Genomic DNA, 21,535 nt, shown 5'->3' on the forward strand with positions numbered 1-21,535 from the left:
TTAGATATCCGCCTTGAGGTCGAGGGAAAGCGTCAGGGGCGCCGTAGTCTTTTCGTAGGAGTCGCACACGCTCGCGAGGATGAGCTCGGCATACACCGCAGCCTGGTCGTCTTCATCGACCGTAGCCTGGTCGCCAAAGGTAATAGTCATGCCAACGTGGGTCTCATCGACATCGAATTTGATGGTGATGTCATCGCAGTCGACCGCGGTGCAACCAAAGATGAAAGCCTCCTCAGCAGCCATGCGGATGTCCTCGATGCGATCGACAGACATAGAGCACAGGGCACCAACGTTGGCTGCCGTCATGCGCACAAGGCGAGCGAGACGCGGGTCACCGGCAACGGTCAGCGTGATAGGGCAGGTTGCTTCGCTACTCATCGCAGGACTCCTCAGCGGTCTCGGCGGGCGTATAGGTGTAATACTGAGCCGGCTTGGATACAGACTTCCGACCATCATCGTCGCCCGCGGCGGCCTCGTCCTCGCCAATTAGGATGCGCTCGGTAGGCTGCTCGGCCTCCGCAGCGGCAGCGGCGAGCTTGCGATCGGCGTCGGCTGCAGGAGCCTTCACCTTATTGAAGAGCTTCTGCACAGCACCGGCGGCAGAGTCGGTCACGCTCGACACAGCATTGCTGGCCTCGGCCATGCTGCCCGTAACCTCGGAAATGTCGCGAACCACGGCTTCGACCTCTACGAGATTGGAGGTAAGGGCATCAACTGCCGTCTTGCTCGACTTAAGCAGCGGCTCCATCTGGGCAAGCGCCGGCGTAAGCTCATCGACAGCGCCATCGAGCTTTGCCACCACAGGCTGAGCCTCGGCGATGGTGTTGTTGAGGTCGTTCACGGTCTTATCGAGCGAGTCGACAACATTGCGGGTCTTGCGCAGGGTAAGCGCGAGCTCAGCGATGGCCCACACGCCGGCAACGGCGAGCAGCAGCAGGGCGATTTGAATGGGACTCATACAAGCCTCCCGGAAGAATCGAAATACAGACGCTTTTCATGGTACCCCAAAGGGGACCGAACATGCCAAGAGCAGCAACGTGGGACAAAATTATCAGCAGCTACCTCGGTGCATTCCCGCTGCGGTCTCGTTCGCTTTGCTCTACGCGCCACTCTTCCCAGCCGCGCCCGGCAGGCTGCCAAAATGCACCGCGTTCCAAGCCTTCGGGCAAATAGCGCTGATCGACCCAGCCTTCGGGATAATCATGTGGATACTTATACACACCGTATTCATCGCTGCCCGGGCGATGGCGATCGCGCAGATAACTCGGCACCTCGCGAAGCCCACTAGAATGGATATCGGCCAGCGCCGCATCGATCGAAGCCTCACACGCGTTGGATTTTGGCGCCAAGCACACATAGAGTGCAGCCTGAGCCAGGTTAATGCGGCACTCGGGATAGCCAATGACCTCGGCAGACTTAAACGCGGCATGCGCCACCAAAAGCGCCTGCGGGTCGGCGTTGCCAACATCCTCAGAAGCGTGAATCATAATGCGGCGAGCGATAAACTTAGGATCCTCCCCAGCATCGATCATGCGCGCGAGCCAATAGATCGTGGCATCGGGGTCACTACCGCGCATGGACTTGATGAACGCACTGATGATGTCGTAGTGCATGTCGCCGTTTTTGTCATACGTAAAGCCGCGACGCGGGTTGGCAATCTTCACGTCATCCACAGTGATGGGATAGCGCTCCCCCGCCGCAGGCGCTGGCGTTCCCTCCGTATCGGGACGCGTGACGGCAATCTCGCTCGCAAGCTCGAGCGTCGTGAGCGCCGAGCGAGCGTCACCCGCTGCCAGCGTGCAAATGGTCTTGACCGTATACTCATCGGCCGAGAACTTACCGTTCAAGCCCTGCGGTGCCTCAAGCGCACTTTCAATAAGCGTGGCGATATCCTCATCCTTCAGATGCTCAAGCTCCACCACACGCCCACGCGACAACAGTGCCGAGTTGACCTCGAAGTACGGATTCTCCGTCGTGGCGCCAATCATAATGACGGTACGGTTCTCAACTGCATGCAGCAGGGCATCCTGCTGCGACTTAGAGAAGCGGTGAATTTCATCGATGAATAGAATGGTGCGGCGGTCGTAGGTATTCAGGCGCGTCTTGGCCTCATCAATCACGCGGCGCAAGTCCTTCACGGTGCCCGTCACAGCGCTGACCTCGACAAACTCGCTCTTAGTATGGTTGGCGATAATATGGGCCAGCGTCGTCTTACCCGTACCGGCCGGCCCATACAAAATCACACTGGAAAGCACGTCGTGTTCGATCGCGGCACGCAACCATGAGCCCTTACCGACGGCCTTTTGCTGGCCCACATACTCGTCGAGCGAATTGGGGCGCATACGCACCGCAAGCGGCGCATTCTGAAAGGAACGCTCGCGCGTCGAAGCAGAAAAAAGGTCGTCCATAGCCATCCCGTGTATCAATCAAAAACGTTTTCCACTAACAGTATACCGAATATATACGAACTACCGTTCGTTAATATAGGTACGGTGCGGAAACTCCAGACCGGGGAACAGCTTGCTCGTCAGTTCGCAGAAATAACCGTCCGTCATGCTCGCGATATAATCCACCACGGCTTGATCCTTGTCGTCCTGCCAGGCATAGGTGCGATCGTAGTAGGAAAGCTGCTGCTCAATGCGCGAAATATGGTGCTTAAAGATGTACGAGGACTCGTCACCACTGTTTAGATCCCGCAGGCAACGGTCGTAGAGCTTTTCGAACGCCTCGCGCAGCTCCACCTCGGAATCGCCTTCGATACCGCCCTTGCTATAGATCTTCTCGTAGTTCTCGCGCTTGGCTCGGCGGATTTCCTCAAACAGGTCCTCGCTCATCTCGATGCGCGGCTTACCATAGCTGTGCTCAACGATATCGATGGAGGCATGCGTGAGGATCCAACTGTTGTAGGCACCGCCCCGGCCATCATCAAAAGCGTCGGGTGACAGCAGGCCCGCCGCGATCGCATCCTGACGGTCACGACCGACGTAGGCAAGAATATCCGAGATGCGAACGACGCAGCCCTCGAGCGTCATGGGACGCAGATGCCCAATTGCGCTATAGCCCGTGGCAATGCAATCCTCAACCGTCTGGTCAAACTGGTCAAAGGAGCTCATGTCCGAGAGCTCAAACACACGCTGCTCGTACTCGCCGTTATGGCATAGCACGCCGTCGAGCGTCTGGAGCGACACGTTGCGGCCGTACAGTGTGTCGAGCACGCGGACCGACTGCACGTTATGGAAAAAATAACGCCCCGTACGCTCATGATAGATATCGTTGAGGAAACGCTCGCCGGCATGGCCGAAAGGCGTGTGTCCCAAGTCGTGACCCAGGCCAATCGCCTCGATCAGATCGCAATTGAGCCCCAGGGCGCGACCGATATCGCGCGCAATGCGGGAGACGAGCTGCACGTGCAAACCGCGGCGTGACAGATCGTCATTGCTACGGAAGCTAAAGACCTGCGTTTTGCCTGCATAACGGGTGTACGCCGGAAGATGAAGTATCTTTTCGGTATCGCGCATAAACGCCGGACGCATAAGCGTACCTTTGTCGGCGGCGCGATCAATACGACGAATGACCTGATCGTCGTTGCAACGATACGGGTTGACATAGCCCGAAGCACGATCGGCGGCAATGCGCTCGACAAGCTCGGGCGACAACGCCGAGGGAATACGGTCCATGCGCGCCTTAATGACGGCCGTTTCTTGATTAGTTGCCATGGCATGCTCCTTAAGAAGGATGCGCAATCGGTTACAAAGTGCAGCCCACAACCTCGATTATGGCAAAAATCGGCACCAAAAACGGGAGCAATGGCAGGGAGCGCGATTTCGTGATGAGGCAGGAGAGGGCCAGGGCCAGGAGCGCGACGGCAAATGCCACGATGCCACCCATAGGGTCGAGCGTGCAAAGCGCGAAAAGTGCCTTAGCATCTCCCATGCCGATGCCCGGGGTTTGGCGAAGACGACGCCAGAAGGACTCAGTCAGCACGAGAGCAAGATACACGATGACGGCAAGACCTGCGTGGTCAAGCGCCGTGTTAACGCCTTTGTCGAGCCAAACGCCCACTAACGCCGTCACCGCACACGCACCGGCAAGCTCATTGGGAAAACGTCGCTGACGGGCATCAATCGCCGCGCCGGCAAAGATGCAAATCCAAAACGGGATATAGAACATCGAAACTCCCTCAACTGAGCGATCAAATACAAAAACCACCACAAAGGTGCCTGTCCCCTTTGTGGTGGTTTTGGTGGTGGTTATTTGGCGCCTTGCATGACCTCGTCGAGGGTGACGTTTACGGCATGCTGGGTAGGAACCCAGTCGACCTTCAGGAACAGTGCGGCAACCGTGATGGGGATATAGCTGAACATAAAGATCGGGAAGGTAAACAGGTTGGTCACCAGGCGCCACTTTTGTGCGCAGTGAATATGCTTGTACTCAAAGATGGTCGTGAGCAGCGCCAGGATAAAGAAGGTCTGGTACATCATCGCAAAGGTCATAATGAGCGAAGCGGCACACGCCTGCATCTCAACTTCGGTAGCCAAGAAGCCGTGCGAAAGGCCGCCCACAATGAGGAACGTGGCATTGGCGAGCATCGAGATCAAAGACAGCAGCATGCCCGGGGCGATCGTCATGAACATGTCGTAGGCGGCAAAGCGGCGATAGCGGAACATCGACTTGACAAGATGCTTGCCGTAGGTAAAGAACACCTGGTAAAAGCCCTTGGTCCAGCGCATACGCTGCTTCCAGGATGCCTTGAACGTCACGGGTTGCTCGTCAAAAAACTCCGCCGGCGCATAGCCAATGCGAATGCCGTGAATGGCGCAGAACGTAGTGAACTGGATATCCTCGGTCAGCGTGTGGAACTGCCAGCCGTGCATGCCCTCGATAACGCTGGCGGAGATAAGGTAGCCCGATCCCGAGACAGCGCAGGAAGTCCTGCAGATATTGCGCGCGTTGTTGAGAAAGCGCGCCTCGCGCAGATACCAGGTAGCATTAGCTGCCGAGATCCACGAGCTGCCGAAGTTCTTGGAGTTGCGATAGCTCGTGACCACATGGAATCCCTGGTCAAAGGCGTCGTTCATCTTAGACACGTAATCGCGGGAGATGACGTTGTCGGCATCGAAGATGAAGTAGCCCTCAAACGTGTCGGGATACTCGTTGAGAATGCGATCGAAACCAAAGTCCATGACCCAGCTCTTGCCCTTGCGAGCGAGGTCATTACGCTCGTAAACAATGGCACCGGCCTCGCGCGCGAGCTGCGCGGTGTTGTCGGTGCAGGCATCGGCGACCACGAAGACCTCGATAAGCTCGGACGGATAATCCTGGTCCTTGATGGAGCGAACGAGGTTGGCAATCACGGCCTCCTCGTTATGTGCCGCAATAAAGAAAGCATAGCGATGGAGTTTTTTTGCCTTGGGAGGCGCGACCTCGCCACGAAGAGCGCCAATGACAAAGAAGACCACCTGGTACAGAAAGCAGACCGTGAGCAGCGTGACAACAATCTGGTTGAAGATCACGATGGGTGTGTTGGTTTGTAAAAAGGCGAGCATGCAGGCTCCCAGCAACGCGTTACGTAAACAACCGTATATCTTACCGCAGGCTTACCGAGTTCAAGAAACCACCTAATACTGGCTAGGCTTCGAGCAGACCGAGCTGCGGGACGATTTCGTCGCCAGCGGCAGTACGGCCGAGCGAACGCGGGGCCAGATCATCCAGAACCGCCGCAAGATCCCACGGTAGCTCATCACGGCACTCAATGCGCTCCCCCGTCACGGGATGATCGAATGCCACGCGCCAGGAATGCAGGAACTGCCTGGTCAGGCCCTGGTCAGCGCGCGCATCGCACTTGCCGTAAAGCGGATCGCCCACGCAGGCGTGGTTGATATGGCGCATATGCACGCGAATCTGATGTGTGCGGCCCGTAAATAGGTGGCACTCGACGAGGGTATAGCCGTCGTCAAAACGCGTGGAATCGAAGCGCTCGAGGACCTTAAAGGTCGTGATGGCCTGGCGTGCAAAGGGATCATCGGAAACCGCCATCTTCACGCGGTCCCGCGTAGAACGGGCGATACCGGTATTGATAGTGCCCTCGTCCATGGCAATGTGACCGTGAACAAGCGTAATGTAGCGGCGGTCGAGCGTGCGCGTACGGATAAGATTTTGGAGCGCGCGCTGGGTATCGTCGTCTTTAGCCGCGAGCATAAGGCCCGTGGTATCGCGATCCAGACGATGCACGATGCCGGGGCGGTCCTCGCCCTGAACGGTGCCCAGATGGTCGATACCGCAGTGATAGACCAGGGCATTCGCAAGCGTACCGCTCTCATGACCATGCGCAGGATGGCACACCAGGCCACGCTGCTTAGAGAGCACGATGAAATAGTCGTCCTCATAGCGAATGTCGAGCGGGATGGCCTCAGGAATCACGTCGGTCGGATCGTGCGGCTCGGGCAAGTCAACCGAGATGCGGTCGCCGGCGCGCACGGCATACTTTTTTGACAGGCAGGTCTCGCCGTTGACGGCAACGGCGCCGCCTTCGATCAGATGTGCACAGGCAGAGCGCGTAGGGCAGCCGTCATTGGCACCCAGATAGGCATCGAGACGCTGGCCAGCGCAATCGTCAGCAACAAGGATATGGATGTCGGCCATTAGCGCTCATTCCTTTCGCGAATCTTGCGGGCACGCTCCCCACGCTGCTTGGCTTTGCGCTTGGCGCGTGCCTCATCACGGGCATTGAGCTCGGCAGTCGCATCAACCTCGCGGGCCGCGGGACTCAAGAACATGTAGCCGAAGAGGGCGAGTACAACGCCCACGGTAATGCCGATATCGGCCACATTGAAGACGGGAAAGTCGATGAAGGTGGTGGCAATAAAATCGGTCACGAAGCCAAAGGCCAAACGATCGATAGCGTTGCCAATGGCGCCGCCCGCGACCATAGCCATGCCCACCACCTCCAAGCGAGCAAGCTGGGGCGCGCGAAGCAAGTACGCGGCAATAGCGATAATGACCGCCAACGCCAGCACGGCAAACGCGATGCCATGCCCCTCGCCCATGCTAAAGGCAGCACCGATATTGCGGACAAACATAAAGTCGATGACACCGGGAATGACGGTCGCATGTAAAGCGTCGCCCACGGCACGAACCGCAAGCTTGGTCAGTTGGTCAACGAGCAACACAACGAGCGCCACCCCACCAGTAACGCCTAACCGCCAACGCAAAGGCGGCGTCATATCCCCAGTACGACCCAAATCAATCCCCTACCCTCAGAACAATCGAATTCCGTTGAACGCAATTAACCATCTTATATTGCCATACGCAGAGCGCACGACATATCCACCAACGCAAGCGAAATAACCAGCACAAAACAAAAGCGACATTCCGAATAACGGAATGTCGCTAAATAGCTTTCGACTAAGAGCACAGGTCGAAAGAGAAGGCTCTAGTTCCAACAATGGAAAAGCCGCGTTGCCGTCACCAACTGCGAAAACGTCCCTAAGCGAGCAAGGTGACGTGAAAGAGGAGGGAAGCGTACTTTGGTACGCGACCGACGATTGAACGTCAGATTGCCGCTTAGGGGCGTTTGCAGCGTCGGTAGGTTACGGCGTTCTACGAACGCCGTAACCTACAGCGCGTCAGCGCAGCGCTTACAGATATGTGCGTGGCCGTTGTACTTGCCGACGGTGGTGCGGTAGTTCCAGCAACGGTCGCAGCACTCGCCCTCGGCAGCCTCGATAGCAACGGAGAGCTCCTCGCCCTGGGTCAGCTCAACATCGGAGACGATGTAGAACTCGGCCAGGTCGACAGCCTTGTCGCCGGTCAGCAGCGCGTACATCTCGGCGGGAACGACCGCCTTGACGCGAACCTGCTGGCTCTTGGTGAAGGTGCCGGCAGAGCGGGCATCCTCAAGGGACTTGGTCACGGCGCTACGGAGTTCGAGCGAAGCCTCGAGCACACCCTCAAACTCATTGGCCTCGTCGACCGTGATGGGCGACTTGTACCAATCGAGCAGCGCGGCGTACTTCTGGTGGTCGACGCAGCCGGCGGGCGCATATGCCATGGCCTCATCGACCGTGTAGGACAGGATCGGCTGCAGATCGCGCATGAGCATCGAGAAGAGCTCGGCCAGCACGGTCTGGGCACTGCGGCGCTCGAGCGAGCCGGGCTTGTCGCAGTACAGGCGATCCTTCAGGGCGTCGAGGTACACGTTGGAAAGCTCGGTAACCACGAAGTCATAAAGCGCACGGTAAGCGCGCGGGAACTCGTAGCAAGAGTAAGCGTCGTCGACCTCGGCCTGAACCTGGGTCAGACGGGCAACCATGAGCTTGTCGAGCGGCAGCAGGTCGGCAAAGGCGACACCGTCGGTCTCAGGCTCAAACTGGCCCTCGAGCTCGGAAAGCAGGAAGCGCAGCGTGTTGCGGAAACGACGGTAGGCATCGGACGTACGGGCAAGAATCTCGTGGTCGATGGACACGTCGGAGCTGGTGTCAACGGAGGCAACCCACAGGCGGATGATGTCGGCGCCCATCTCGTCACAGACCTTATTGGGGTCGATGACATTGCCGAGCGACTTGGACATCTTGCGGCCCTGGCCATCGAGTGTGAAGCCCTGCGAGACGACCGCCTTGTACGGAGCATGGCCGTTGGCACCCACCGAGGTGAGCAGCGAGCTCTGGAACCAACCACGGTGCTGGTCGGAGCCCTCGAGATACACGTCCGCCGGGTACTCAAGCTCGGGACGGTACTCGCAGACGGCCTTCCAAGACACGCCGGAATCCCACCACACGTCGAGGATGTCCTTATCGGCCTTGAGGTGATGGCCGCCACACTTGGGGCAAACGCAAGCCTCGCCCAGGTAACTCTCGGGAGCGTCGGTGAACCAGGCGTCGGAGCCCTTCTCGTGGAAGAGCTTGATGACGGCGTCGAGCGTGGCGTCGTTCATGACCTTCTCGCCGCAGTCGGCGCAAGTGTAGCTGGGGATAGGCACGCCCCAGTTGCGCTGACGGCTGATGCACCAGTCGGGACGCTGCTCGACCATGGCGCCGATGCGGTTGGCGGCGTGAGCCGGATACCACTTGACGTTCTCGCGGACCTCTTTGCCAGCCTGCTCGCGCAGACCGGTCTTGTCCATCGAGACGAACCACTGGTCGGTAGCACGGAAGAGCACCGGGTGCTTACAGCGCCAGCAGTGCGGATAGCTGTGCGTGATCTTCTTCTCGAGGACCAGGGTGCCGCGCTCGCGCAGGAACTCGATGATGTGCGGGTTGGCCTCGTCGGTATCCATGCCGCTGAAGGGGCCGCCGGTGCCAAACTCCTCGCCGGTGTAGAACTTGCCGTCGTCATCGACCGGCATGCAAATGTCGGTGATGCCCTCCTTGAGGCAGGCGAAGTAGTCGTCGACGCCGTGACCGGGCGAGTTGTGAACGATACCGGTACCGTCATCGACACCGACGTAATCGGCCAACAGCGCAACGCCCTCGACACCGTCAAAGATCGGCTGCTTATAGTGAATGTGATGGAAGGTCTCGGCGGGAACCACATAGGGCTTGCCGTCGACCACAACCGGGGTGTACTCCCAGCCAAACTCCTCGCAGCACTTGGGAGCCAGGTCCTCGAGCATGACCTCGGCGCGGCCGTCGTGCTCAACGGCGACGTAGGCGGCACCGGGCTTGAGAGAAACTGCCTGGTCGGAGGGGATGGTCCACGGCGTGGTCGTCCAGATGATAAAGTCAACCGGGCCGTCGAAGTTCTCGAGGCCGGCGGGCTTGGAGGTCATCTCAAAGCGCACGAAGATGGACAGGCTCGTCTCGTCGGAGTACTCAATCTCGGCCTCAGCAAGTGCGGTATGGCAGTGCTTGCACCAGTGGACGGGCTTGTGACCGCGATAGATCATGCCCTTGTCGAACATGGCCTTGAAAACCTCGATGTCGGCGGCGTCATGCTGGTGATAGAGCGTCAGATAGGGGTTGTCCCAATCGCCGAGCACGCCCAGGCGACGGAAGCCGGCCTTCTGCAGCTCGATGTTCTCGACAGCGAACTTGTTGCAAAGCTCGCGGATATTAGCCGTGGAGGTCTGGTTGAACTTCTCGGTGCCGAGCTTCTCCTCGACCTTATGCTCGATCGGCTGGCCATGGCAGTCCCAACCGGGGACATAGGGAACCTCATAGCCCTGCATCATCCAGTAACGGTTGATCATGTCCTTCGAGATCTTGTTCATGGCGTGGCCGATGTGGATCGGGCCGTTGGCGTACGGAGGGCCGTCGTGCAGCACGAACTTCTTGTGACCCTCGTTCTTCTTCAGAACCTGCTCGTAGACCTTGTTGTCCTGCCAGTCCTTGAGTCGCTTGGGCTCGGACTTGGAAAGACCGGCACGCATGGGAAAACCGGTCTTGGGCAGATTCATCGTCTGCTTGTACTCGTTTGCCACGGTACCCCTTTCATGTCGTGGGCGCGCACGCCCGTTGGGCACCAAAAAAGCGCCCGTCCCTACAAGCTGGGACGAAGCGCCACAAAACGGACTGTACGCCCGCAAAAGCTCTTCGTTTAACCACCCAGCTTAGATGCCCTCGCCCGCGTATTCGCGCGCTCGCATCCGTTACTCGGCTGGCCTGTATCGACGACCATCTCGGCGATATCTACTAAGACGAGCCTGTGCGACGCGTCCGTTGGGACCGCAGCTCCGGGGTGATTTTCATCGGTCGCATGCACGGGTTCTCAGCGCTCCCCGCTCTCTGTAACATGCGGACGGCCGACTACTCGTCCCCATCAACGCTTATGCGGAGTATGCTAGCACGTTCCGCGCCGGCGAAAAACCCTCAACACTGGTTTTATACGTTCGAAATTTCTCGCGGCTGTGGACCTTCTCTAGGAGCAAAATACCTGAAAGCACTTTATCGAAAGAAAGAAGGTTGCCATGCGCACGATTGGAATGAGTGATTATACCGTTGGCGAGGATTGCTTTACCGAGCTGCCCGCCGCACTGGCCGAGTACGGAGCGACCAAGGTCGCCATCATTGGCGGCAAGCGAGCCCTGGCTGCGGCGCTGCCGGGAATCGAGGCGGCACTTGAAGGTACCGATGTCGAGGTCCTGGAGACGCGCGTCTATGGCACCAACAGTACGCGTGCCAATATCGCCAAGGTCGTGAACTCCCCTGCCTGCCAGGAAGCCGACGTGCTCATCGCATGTGGCGGCGGCAAGGCACTCGACACCGTGAAGACCGCGGCCATCGAGCTCAAGAAGATCGTCTTTACCGTACCGACGATTTGCTCCAACTGCTCGGCCGCGACCGCCATTGCCGTTGTCTACAATGACGATGGCTCGCTCGAGGGCTATTCGTACCCCAACCGACCGGCGCACATCTTCATCAACCCCAAGATCATCGCCGAGGCACCGGCAGAGTACTTCTGGGCCGGCGTGGGCGATGCCCTGTCTAAGCAGCCCGAGGTCGAGTACGCCACGAGCGCCGGTAATTTGGAGCACACCGCCGGTCTTGGCCTGGCACTCGCCCACACCTGCTCCGAGCCGCTGTTTACCTATGGCGTCCAGGGTCTTGAGGACGTGCGCCAGGACCTGTCGACCGAGGCCGTAAAGCAGATCGCGCTCGACATCGTGGTCAACACGGGCTATGTCTCGAACCTGACCAACCAAAACGATTACTACTACAACTCGAGTGTGGCGCACGCGTTCTACAATGCGACGTGCAGCATTGCGCGCGAGGGAACCTATCTGCACGGCGAGGTCGTGAGCCTGGGCGTGCTCGTGCTGTTTGCCTATACGGGCGATACCGAGAACCTTGAGCGCTACGCCGCCTTTAACAAGCAGATGGGGCTGCCCGTGACGCTGGAGCAGGTCGGCCTTACCGAGGCCGACATCCCGGCGCTGTATGAGTATGCCCACGCCACCAACGAGTGGAAGCAGGGTAACCCGGAGCCCTTCACCGACGAGAAGTTTGCCGCCGCCATCAAGGCCGCCAACGCCTACGGCCATTCTATCCTGGCCTAACCGACCAAAACCGCCACAAAGGGGACAATACCTTTGTGGCGGTTTTTTATTGCCGTAACATGCTCGAGTCGAACTCGCTAGCCGGGATAACGCGGTAGCCGTGGCGCAGGAGCAGGTCAACGAAGACACCGTTACCTGTTGTGAGCGTGCCGCTGAAGAATCCGTCGTAGATATGGCCCACGCCGCACGACGGACTGCGATCCTGCAAAATGCACGCAACGATCTCGGACGGGCCGCCCGCTTGCTCGCACATATCGAGCGCACGTTGAGCGCCCAGACGAAATTCGCGATCGACCGAGATACCCTCGCAGGTACGAACTTCTCCGTTCACAATCTCGGACGGCTTGCGCGGCGTGGGCAGGCCGCCAAAGACCTCAGGGCACACCAAGAGGACCTCGGTCCCCGTGCGCTCGCAAGCCTCGATCAGCTCTCGATGATAGTTGTCGAGCCCGTTATACTTGCAGCTCTCGCCCATTAAACAGGCGCTCACCACGATCTTCATATACAACACTCCCCACGCAAAACGCCCCATTTGAGATGGACACTCAAATGGGGCGATTGACACTGCGCAACTAGTATTACTGCTGCTTCGGCATCAGCGGATTCTCGCGCGTGAGGAGATTCATAAACTCCTCGCCCGTGATCGTCTCCTTCTTGTACAGATAACGAGCCAGCTCGTGGAGCTTGAACTTGTTCTCCTTCAGGATCTGCAGAGCGCGGTCGTGCGCATCCTCGATCAGCTTGGCGACAATCGCGTCCACGCGCTCGGCCGTACCGGGGGCGCAGGTGAGCGACGTGTCCTGGTTGAGGTACGCATTCTGAACGGTACCGAGCGCCATCATGCCAAACTCGTCGGACATACCAAAGCGCGTCACCATATTACGGGCGAGCTTGGTAGCCTGCTCGATGTCGTTGGCGGCGCCGGTCGTCATCTCTCCAAAGATGAGCTCCTCGGCTGCGCGGCCACCGCAATAGACAGCGAGCTTGTCCAAGACCTCCTGGCGCGTCGTCAGGAAGCGCTCGTCCTCCTCGACCTGCATGGTATAACCAAGAGCACCGCTCGTGCGCGGCACGATGGTGATCTTCGTGACCGGCGCAGAGCCCTTCTGGCGAGCGGCAACGATGGCATGGCCGATCTCGTGATAAGAAACGACCTGCTTCTCGTGGTCGGACAGCACCGTGGACTTACGCTGTTGGCCGGCAATGACGACCTCCACCGACTCCTCGAAGTCGTCCTGGGTTGCACGCTTGCGACCCTCGCGAACGGCACGCAGGGCGCCCTCGTTGATGATATTGGCCAGGTCGGCGCCCGAGGCACCGGGCGTGGCGCGGGCAATCGCGGTCAGATCGATCGGCGGCTCGGTCTTCACACTCTTGGCGTGGAGCTCGAGGATGTTCTTACGGCCGGTCAGATCGGGCAACTCGACGGGGATGCGGCGGTCAAAACGACCGGGGCGCAGTAGAGCGGGATCGAGACTGTCGGGGCGGTTGGTTGCGGCAAGGACAACGATACCCTTGTGGTTATCGAAGCCATCCATCTCGGTCAGCAACTGATTGAGCGTCTGCTCGCGCTCGTCGTTGCCGCTAAAGCCGCCGCCATCGCGCTTCTTACCGATGGTATCGATCTCATCGATAAAGACGATACACGGGGCCTTTTCCTTGGCCTGCTTAAACAGGTCACGAACCTTTGCAGCGCCGCGACCAACAAACATCTCAACGAACTCAGAGCCCGAAATGCTAAAGAACGGAACACCGGCCTCGCCGGCAACAGCCTTGGCAAGCAGGGTCTTACCGGTACCCGGAGGGCCAACAAGGAGAGCACCGCGCGGCAGCTTGGCGCCGATCTCCTCGTAGCGCTGCGGCTTCTCCAGAAAGTCGACGACCTCCTTGAGAGACTCCTTGGCCTCTTCCTGGCCAGCGACGTCCTTAAAGGTCACGCCCACGTCCTTGGAGGCAATCACGCGCGCGCCGGACTTGCCCAGTCCGCCGCCGCCAAAGCCACCGCCGCCAAAGTTCATCGAAGGACCGTCATCACCCATGGCCTTCTTCATGCGGCGGTTGAGCCACCAGCCGATCAGGAAGAAAATCGCCATGGGAAGGATGAGCGTAAGCAGGTAGTAGGTCATCAAACCCGAGTTTTTATCGGGAACGACCGATTCCAGCGAAGCGCCAGACTCAAGCACGCGATCGGTAAAGCCCGTATCGTTCGGCACACCGGTCGTCTTATAGGCGATGTTCTCGTCCTCGCCCTTCTTGGTGTAATAAATCGAGTAATCGTCCGTGTTGTACTCGACCTTGTCGACACTCTTCTTATCGAGCGCTTTGACAAACGTCGAGTAATCGGTCTTCGTAATCTGCTGCGTGTGACCGATGTTGGGGAACAGAACGGTCGAGAGCACGAGGTAGACGACGAAGGCGATGAGCACGTAGAGGATCATATTCCGTCTACGCTTGTTGTCATCCATCTCCATCTGCTTGAACTCCATCTACTGGGGTTGATAATGGTTTCTAGAATACCCAACCCGAGCGACGATAAACCTACGCTGGGCACGAAAGGACAGAGATGGCATCACTGGAAGTCGGCAAGGTTCAAATCTATACGGGAGACGGCAAGGGCAAGACGACGGCTGCGCTGGGGCTCGCGCTGCGCGCCACGGGCTATGGACTTAACGTGCTCATGCTTCAGTTTGCCAAGAAGCTGCACTGCGCCGGGCATGATGCGGCGCCCCGTTTGGGTCTGCGCATCGTACAAGCCGACCGCGACACGCCCGAGGCCTGCGCCGCACAGGTCATGGAGCTCGCACACGAGCAGATTTCGCAAGTTGACGTGCTAATCCTGGATGAGCTAGGAGAAGCCATGCGCCGAGGATTTGTGGCGCGAGAGGATGTGGAGAGGCTGATTGCGCTGAAGCCCGCCACCACGGAGCTCGTGCTCACCGGACGCGGGCTGCTGCCACTCGCCGACCTTGCTGACCTGGTAACCGAAATGCACCCCGTCAAGCACTACTTCGATGAAGGCCTCCTAGCCCGCCAAGGCATCGAATACTAATTGGTCCGAAGGGGACGGAGAATAACGGATCATCGACATCATGACGAAGAGCAATGATCCGTTTTCCTCCGTCTCATACGGATCATTAGGCAGTAGGGCGGCCGAGCCAGTTGCCGCTGTGGTGGTAGATGGTGAACATCGTGGCCGTGATGAGCCAGGTTACGGGGTAAACCAACAGCAGGTGCTCAAGAGACGGATCGAACGGCATAATCGCAAACACCCAGATCACCCTGAGCACGACAGTGCCAAAAATCGTGAGCAGCATGGGCTGCAAGCTCACGCCGGCACCGCGAATGGAGCCCGACGCGTTCTCGATAATCGAGAAGATCGCGTAGAACGGCGCGATGAAATGAAGAATCGTCGTGGTGTACGCCGAAATCGAAGCATCGTCGACAAACAAACGCGACAGAGGACCCGAGAACACCAGGAGCACGGCAGACAGGCCACCAATGAGCATAAACGACAGCACGAGCGACGTGTGATATCCCTTGCGCATGCGCTCGTAATTGCGCGCGCCAAAGTTCTGCGCCGAGAACGTGGTGATCGATACGCCGAGCGCCTCGGTCACCATCCAGATAATGCCATCCAGGCGCCCAGATAGACCCCAAGCAGTTGTGACATCGGCGCCAAACGAATTAACCGACACCTGGATCAGCACGTTCGAGATCGAATAGGCAGCCGATTGAAAACCGAGTGGCAGACCACACGAGATCATACTCTTGCAAATATCGCGATCGATGCCGAGCTTAGACAGCGAAAGACGCCATGCACCCGGAGCGCGCATCATGCGCAACACGATCATCGTTGCATTGGAGCAAATGGTCAGCGCCACTGCGATGCCGCAGCCCAGCGCCTCCATATGAAGCACAGCAACGAAGATGACATCCAGCACCGCATTAACAAGGCAGCCGGAAGCGATAATCACAGCAGGCCCGCGCGTGTCGCCCACGGCACGCAGCAGTGCGGTTCCCATATTAAGCAGCAGCGCCGCAACCATCGCGGCAAAATAACAGCGAGCATAGGCAACGCCCTCGGCAAGTAGCTCGTGCGGCGTGTTCATAAGCACTAGCATGGGTTCAACGAACACTATGCCAAGAATCGAGAAAACGATACCGCCCACTAGCGCGAGCGTCATGGCCGTATGGACCGAACGACTCAGTCGCTCATCATCGTGCTGGCCAAAATACTGACCGGTAATGACCGCGCAGCCGGCGCCGACGCCAACGCAAAAGCCAATGCAGAGCTCGGTGAGCACCATCGTGGCTTGAATGCCACCCAGCGCGAGCTTGCCGCCAAACTGACCGACGATATACGTACCGATAAGCGTGTAGGCCTGCTGAAAAAACGAACTAAAAAAGATGGGAACGCACAGCGACAGTAATTGCTGCCAAATGACACCTTGCGTTACATCGATAGCCGTAGATTTCTTAGCCACACGCCCTCCCCACACGCATACGTCAAACAGTAAAACAGCAATTAAAAACCAAAGCCAAATCCAGCTTAGCACCGACTGGCGGCGACCGAAACACCCCGAATTAGAGCACAGTGCGGAATAACAGCCTAGTGATACAAACCCGGCTGGTAGTGATACTCATTGCTCACGTGCGGGCATAGCTGCCAAAAGGCGACGGCGCTCGCCGCGGCCACGTTGAGCGAATCGACCCCGTGCGCCATCGGAATACGCACCGCGTGGTCACAGCCGGCAATGGTCTTGGCGCCCAAGCCGGCACCCTCGGTGCCCATAAAAATCGCCAAGCGATCAATCTTCTGCAGCACAGGATCGTCCAGCGACACTGAATCGTCCGTCAACGCCATAGCGGCACACGAAAAGCCAGCATCGTGCAGCGCGCTCAGGCCATCATGCGGCCACACACGAGCCTCGCTGCCAATGCGCGTCCACGGCACCTGAAACACGGTGCCCATGCTCACGCGGGCCGAGCGACGGTACAGCGGGTCGCAGCACGTCGGGCTGACCAAAATACCATCAACGTTCAATGCGGCAGCAGAGCGGAAAATCGCGCCAACATTGGTGTGATCGACAATACCCTCAAGCACGCACACGCGCACCGGACGATCCCCCGCCGCCTCGACGACGCCGCCCAAGAACTCATCAACCGGAATCTGGCGCGGGCGACGGAACGCCGCCAGCGCGCCGCGCGTCACGTTAAAGCCCGTCAACTGCTCCATAAGCTCCATCGAGGCCACGAACACGGGAACCGGACCCGCACCTTCGCGAACCGCCAGGCGCTCGAACAGCGGCATCATCTGGTCAAGCCAGCGCTCGCCCAAAAGAAAGCTCACCGGCTCGTATCCGGCGCGAACCGCACGCTCGATGACCTTGGCGCTCTCGGCGATAAAGATGCCCTTTTGCGGCTCCAACACGCAGCGCAGCTCGCGCTCGGTCAGGCGCACGTAGGCATCGAGCCGGTCGTCCTCGAGCGAATCGATTCGCAGAACCTCAACGGCATCAGTCATAGCAGCCAGCCCGCACCTTTCTTTACAGCACATCTATACCAAACGAGGCGACGCTAAGCGCCGCCCCATGCATTCAATCAACCCGATGATACCGTTCACACCAGACGATTTACGCCTCAACGCGACGATACGTCACGAACTCATAATCGATGCCCTCGTCACCCTCACCGGCGGCAATCGTCGCGACCCCGCTACGCTGCGCAATCTTCCACGCAGGATCGGCTTCCAAATCGGGAAAGTACGTATCCACAACATGGACGCAGTGGTTATGCGTGACCTCGGCCTCGACGCAATACGGCAAAAACTGCCGATAGACATCGCCGCCACCGATCACCCAGGCAACGGGCTCATCGGCAACCGCGGCGAGCGCCTCGTCGATGCTGTGCACCACGTCGACACCCTCGGGCGCAAAATCCTCGTCGCGCGTAAGCACGATATTGCGGCGGTTCTTGAGAGGACGCCCGCCGGGAAAACTCAGCAGGGTCTTACGCCCCATAATAACCGGGCAACCTTTGGTGCACGCAACAAAATGGCGCATGTCGGCGCGATTGGACACTACCATGTCGCCCTCGCACCCAATGCCCCAGTCGTCACACACGGCGACAATGGCAGAAAGCTTACACGTCATGAGTGCCACCTACACCGCAATGGGGATGTTCTTGACCTGCGGACCGTGCTCGTAGCCCTCCACGATCAGGTCATCGGTCGTAAACGCATAGAAATCGTGCACGTCGGGGTTCAGCGTTACCTTGGGCGCCGCAAACTGCGGGCGCTCGATAAGCTCACGGACGATATCGACGTGGCGGTCGTAAATGTGGGCATCGGCAATCACATGCAGCAGCTCACCCGGAATCATATCGACCGACTGTGCGACCATCATCAGCAAGATGGCGTACTGGCACACATTCCAGTTGTTCGCGGCCAAAATGTCCTGGCTGCGCTGGTTGAGAATCATATTGAGCGTTGGCTTGTCGTCCTGCGGACGCTGCGTCACGTTATACGTCACGCTGTACGCGCACGGATACAGGTGCATCTCGGACAAGTCGCTGAACACATAGGTATTCGTCATAATGCGACGGCTATACGGCGTGTTCTTGAGGTCGTACAGCACGCGGTCCATCTGGTCGAAATCGCCCTCGGCATAATGGCTTTTCTGGCCAATTTGGTACCCGTAGGCCTTGCCGATGGAGCCAGTCTCGTCGGTCCACTCGTCCCAAATATGGCTATTAAGATCGTGGACGTTATTAGACTTCTTTTGATAGATCCACAGGATCTCGTCCATCGCAGACTTAAGAGCCGTGCGGCGCAGCGTAAGCGCAGGGAACTCTTCGCGCAGGTCGTAGCGCGCCGTGACGCCAAAGTTTTTAATGGTATAGGCAGGGGTGCCGTCCTCCCACACCGGGCGGACCTTTTGGCCCTCGGTCGTGGTGCCATGGTCCAAGATATCGCGGCACATGGTTACAAACTGTTGATCAGCTTTGCTCATTGACCCTCCTGTCAGTCGCCTACAAGCGAGATTCATTGTAGCCCAGGCGCACGCGGCCCCACAGCCCAAACATAAGCCCTCATTTTCTGACATATGACGGAAATTCCTTGCGCAAATCCGCACGTTCGATATTCTATTGTTGACATATGTCAGATTTGGAGAGTGCATGGCAGGAAGACGCGAAAAATTGCGCCGCGTCGGGATCATCCCCGAATATCGCGGTTTTACCCCCGATGGCCTGGCGAGCGGAGACGCTATCGATATGACAGTCGACGAGCTCGAGGTCTTGCGCCTATGCGACCTGGAAGGCTTCAATCAGGAGGAAGTCGCCCAGTGCATGGGCATTGCCCGCGCCACGGTGGCGGCAATCTGCAGCCGCGCGCATCGCAAGGTGGCAAACGCGCTGGTCAATGGACGGGCGATCGTCATCGAAGGCGGAAACATCGCGTACTCCCCCATCACCACGACAACGGCCGCATGGCCAGCAAAGGAGGCTGACACCATGAGGGTGGCAACGACGTACGACAACGGCAACATCTTTATGCACTTTGGCCGCAGCGAACAGTTCAAGATCTATGACATCCAGGATGACAAGGTGCTCAACGAGCAGGTCGTAGGCACCGGTGGCACCGGCCACGGCGCCTTGGCGGGCCTGCTTGCCAACGGTGGCGTTGACACGCTCATCTGCGGCGGCATCGGCGGTGGCGCTATCAACGCGCTTGCTCAAGCCGGCATCACGGTATACGCAGGCGCCCAGGGCAGCTGCGATGCGTGCGTCGAGGCCCTTATCGCCGGCACGCTCGCACAGAACGGCGAGGCCACGTGCGGCTGCCACGGCCATGACCACGAGCACGCACATGAGCATGGCGAGTCCTGTGGTTGTCACGGCCATCACGAGCACGAGGGCCACGAGGGCTGCGGCTGCCACTAGCGGCACGGCACCGCAAACTCGGGGCGCGACACAGAACGCAACCCAACAATCAAAGCCAACAACAAAGGCCACCCGGTAGCTTCCGAGTGGCCTTTGCCATATCAAGCTGGAATTACAGCACTATTTCTTATTACGCATCTGCGCTTCCATTTGACGCAGCAGGTCCATATCGGACTTGGGGCCGCCCGTTCCCAGGCCGCCCATGCCGCCCAGCCCCATGGCATCCAAACCGGGAATATTGGGCATGCGCATCTTTTTGCCCTTCTTACCCTTCTTGCCCTTCTTGCCGCCGGCCTGCGCCTGATTGGCCATCGTGCGCATGCGGCCCATCATCTTATTCATCTCGCCCCACTGCTTCATAAGGCTATTGACCTCGGTGGGGGTCACGCCGGCGCCCTTGGCAATGCGGGCACGGCGCTGGCCGTTGATGATGGAGGGGCGAAGGCGCTCCTCCTTGGTCATCGACATGATGATGGCCTCGTTCTTATCGAAGATACCTTCGTCCAGATTGCCACCCATCCGGTTAAGCGCACGCTGGCCACCGGGGAGCATGCCCAGAATGCCCTTCATGCCGCCCATCTTCTTGACGGCCTTCATCTGGTCGAGCATGTCGTTCATGGTGAAGCCCTCGCGCAGCATGCGCTCGGCAGCCTCGAGCTGCTCGGCGTCGGCCGCCTCCTGGGCCTTCTCAATAATGCCGACAACGTCGCCCATGCCCAAGATTCGCTTGGCCATACGATCGGGATAGAACGGCTCCAGCGAATCGGGCTTCTCGCCCATGCTCACGAACTTGATGGGCTTGCCGGTCACCTGGCGCACGGAAAGCGCGCCGCCGCCACGGGCATCGCCGTCGAGCTTGGAGATGATCACGCCGTCAAAGTCGGTACGCTCGGCGAAGGTCGAGACGACGTTGACAATATCCTGGCCGGTCATGGCATCGACGACCATCAGCACCTGATCGGGCTTGACGGCCTTCTTGATGTCCACGGCCTCCTGCATCATCTGCTCGTCGATCTGCAAACGACCGGCGGTATCGACGATGACCACGTCACGCAGGTGGTCGACGGCCTCCTGAATGGCGCCCTTGGCGATGTCGACCGGGTGTGCACCGTCGCCTCGGAAGACCGGGACACCGATCTCTCCGCCGAGCGTGGCAAGCTGGTCGGCAGCGGCGGGACGGTAGACGTCGCACGCGGCGAGCAGCGGCGAGCGGCCCTGCTTCTTGAGCAGGTAGGCCAGCTTTACGGCCGCCGTAGTCTTACCGGAGCCCTGCAGGCCCACGAGCATGATGACATTGGGGATGCGGTTGCTAAAGACGAGCTTGCTCTCGGTGGAGCCGAGCATCTCGGTGAGCTCGTCGAGCACGATCTTGACGACGTTTTGCGCCGGCGACAGCGACTCCATGACCTCGGCGGTCATGCAGCGCTCCTTGGTCTTGGCGACGAACTCCTTAACGACCTTAAAGTTAACGTCGGCCTCGAGCAGCGCCATGCGAATGTCGCGCATGGCAGAGGTGATATCGGCCTCGGTCAGCTTGCCCTTGCCGCGCAGGCGGTCAAATGTGTCGTTGAGACGATCGCTCAGGGAATCAAACACTAGTCA

At 58.9% G+C, this 21,535-nt stretch carries 19 protein-coding genes; 3 read left to right on the top strand and 16 right to left on the bottom strand.

Going from position 1 to position 21,535, the window contains the following annotated elements:
- From GPK39_RS01885 to ileS, 9 genes are all read right to left on the bottom strand, one after another.
- Complete coding sequence (locus tag GPK39_RS01885; protein WP_006233993.1) at positions 1 to 378, bottom strand: ATP-binding protein; 378 nt, start codon at positions 376 to 378, stop codon at positions 1 to 3.
- On the bottom strand, positions 371 to 958 hold the full coding sequence (locus tag GPK39_RS01890; RefSeq protein WP_215673558.1) for a hypothetical protein: 588 nt from the start codon (positions 956 to 958) through the stop codon (positions 371 to 373). Before GPK39_RS01890 ends, GPK39_RS01885 begins: the two co-directional genes overlap by 8 nt.
- A gap of 100 nt (positions 959 to 1,058) precedes the next feature.
- Positions 1,059 to 2,408: a replication-associated recombination protein A gene (locus tag GPK39_RS01895; protein WP_215673559.1), complete on the bottom strand. Its 1,350-nt coding sequence runs from the start codon at positions 2,406 to 2,408 to the stop codon at positions 1,059 to 1,061.
- Positions 2,409 to 2,468: 60 nt separating this feature from the next.
- Complete coding sequence (locus GPK39_RS01900; protein WP_215673560.1) at positions 2,469 to 3,716, bottom strand: deoxyguanosinetriphosphate triphosphohydrolase family protein; 1,248 nt, start codon at positions 3,714 to 3,716, stop codon at positions 2,469 to 2,471.
- 31 nt (positions 3,717 to 3,747) lie between these two features.
- Positions 3,748 to 4,170 carry a prepilin peptidase gene (locus GPK39_RS01905; RefSeq protein ID WP_161160181.1) on the bottom strand — a complete coding sequence of 141 codons (423 nt, stop codon included), beginning with the start codon at positions 4,168 to 4,170 and terminating at the stop codon, positions 3,748 to 3,750.
- A gap of 80 nt (positions 4,171 to 4,250) precedes the next feature.
- On the bottom strand, positions 4,251 to 5,546 hold the full coding sequence (locus GPK39_RS01910; protein WP_215673561.1) for a glycosyltransferase family 2 protein: 1,296 nt from the start codon (positions 5,544 to 5,546) through the stop codon (positions 4,251 to 4,253).
- 82 nt (positions 5,547 to 5,628) lie between these two features.
- Positions 5,629 to 6,642 carry an RluA family pseudouridine synthase gene (locus GPK39_RS01915; RefSeq protein WP_215673562.1) on the bottom strand — a complete coding sequence of 338 codons (1,014 nt, stop codon included), beginning with the start codon at positions 6,640 to 6,642 and terminating at the stop codon, positions 5,629 to 5,631.
- A complete protein-coding gene (lspA, locus tag GPK39_RS01920) occupies positions 6,642 to 7,169 on the bottom strand; it encodes a signal peptidase II (protein ID WP_338404320.1) in 528 nt (175 codons plus the stop codon). The genes GPK39_RS01915 and lspA overlap by 1 nt, the downstream gene beginning before the upstream one ends.
- 446 nt (positions 7,170 to 7,615) lie before the next feature.
- The gene (gene ileS / locus GPK39_RS01925) at positions 7,616 to 10,393 is read right to left on the bottom strand and encodes an isoleucine--tRNA ligase (RefSeq protein ID WP_215673601.1); all 2,778 of its coding nucleotides are present in this window, start codon (positions 10,391 to 10,393) and stop codon (positions 7,616 to 7,618) included.
- A 510-nt stretch (positions 10,394 to 10,903) separates the two neighbouring features.
- On the opposite strand from ileS, the gene GPK39_RS01930 reads away from it, so the two are divergent.
- Positions 10,904 to 11,992 (top strand): iron-containing alcohol dehydrogenase family protein, encoded by a 1,089-nt coding sequence (locus GPK39_RS01930; protein WP_215673563.1) that lies wholly within the window; start codon positions 10,904 to 10,906, stop codon positions 11,990 to 11,992.
- A gap of 46 nt (positions 11,993 to 12,038) precedes the next feature.
- Here GPK39_RS01930 and GPK39_RS01935 read toward each other — a convergent pair whose 3' ends face one another.
- Positions 12,039 to 12,494, bottom strand: a complete 456-nt coding sequence (locus tag GPK39_RS01935; protein ID WP_215673564.1) for a 2-thiouracil desulfurase family protein — start codon at positions 12,492 to 12,494, stop codon at positions 12,039 to 12,041.
- Positions 12,495 to 12,570: 76 nt separating this feature from the next.
- Positions 12,571 to 14,463, bottom strand: a complete 1,893-nt coding sequence (ftsH, locus tag GPK39_RS01940; protein ID WP_215673565.1) for an ATP-dependent zinc metalloprotease FtsH — start codon at positions 14,461 to 14,463, stop codon at positions 12,571 to 12,573.
- Positions 14,464 to 14,555: 92 nt separating this feature from the next.
- Here ftsH and GPK39_RS01945 point away from each other — a divergent pair, with 92 nt between their 5' ends.
- A complete protein-coding gene (locus GPK39_RS01945) occupies positions 14,556 to 15,041 on the top strand; it encodes a cob(I)yrinic acid a,c-diamide adenosyltransferase (RefSeq protein ID WP_215673566.1) in 486 nt (161 codons plus the stop codon).
- Positions 15,042 to 15,126: 85 nt separating this feature from the next.
- Here the strand turns inward: GPK39_RS01945 and GPK39_RS01950 are convergent, their stop codons facing one another.
- The 4 genes from GPK39_RS01950 to thyA all read right to left on the bottom strand — a co-directional run bounded on the left by GPK39_RS01950 (position 15,127) and on the right by thyA (position 19,002).
- Positions 15,127 to 16,476 (bottom strand): MATE family efflux transporter, encoded by a 1,350-nt coding sequence (locus tag GPK39_RS01950; RefSeq protein ID WP_215673567.1) that lies wholly within the window; start codon positions 16,474 to 16,476, stop codon positions 15,127 to 15,129.
- 125 nt (positions 16,477 to 16,601) lie between these two features.
- Complete coding sequence (locus tag GPK39_RS01955) at positions 16,602 to 17,516, bottom strand: TrmH family RNA methyltransferase (protein ID WP_215673568.1); 915 nt, start codon at positions 17,514 to 17,516, stop codon at positions 16,602 to 16,604.
- A gap of 109 nt (positions 17,517 to 17,625) precedes the next feature.
- Positions 17,626 to 18,144, bottom strand: a complete 519-nt coding sequence (locus GPK39_RS01960; RefSeq protein ID WP_215673569.1) for a dihydrofolate reductase — start codon at positions 18,142 to 18,144, stop codon at positions 17,626 to 17,628.
- Positions 18,145 to 18,153: 9 nt separating this feature from the next.
- Positions 18,154 to 19,002: a thymidylate synthase gene (gene thyA, locus GPK39_RS01965; RefSeq protein ID WP_215673570.1), complete on the bottom strand. Its 849-nt coding sequence runs from the start codon at positions 19,000 to 19,002 to the stop codon at positions 18,154 to 18,156.
- Between the two features lie 166 nt (positions 19,003 to 19,168).
- Here thyA and GPK39_RS01970 point away from each other — a divergent pair, with 166 nt between their 5' ends.
- A complete protein-coding gene (locus GPK39_RS01970) occupies positions 19,169 to 19,933 on the top strand; it encodes a DUF134 domain-containing protein (protein WP_215673571.1) in 765 nt (254 codons plus the stop codon).
- 120 nt (positions 19,934 to 20,053) lie between these two features.
- Here GPK39_RS01970 and ffh read toward each other — a convergent pair whose 3' ends face one another.
- Complete coding sequence (gene ffh / locus GPK39_RS01975) at positions 20,054 to 21,529, bottom strand: signal recognition particle protein (RefSeq protein ID WP_215673572.1); 1,476 nt, start codon at positions 21,527 to 21,529, stop codon at positions 20,054 to 20,056.
- Positions 21,530 to 21,535 lie beyond the last annotated feature (6 nt).

It is taken from the genome of Collinsella aerofaciens (assembly GCF_018785245.1).
GTDB classification, from domain to species: Bacteria; Actinomycetota; Coriobacteriia; order Coriobacteriales; family Coriobacteriaceae; genus Collinsella; species Collinsella aerofaciens_AD.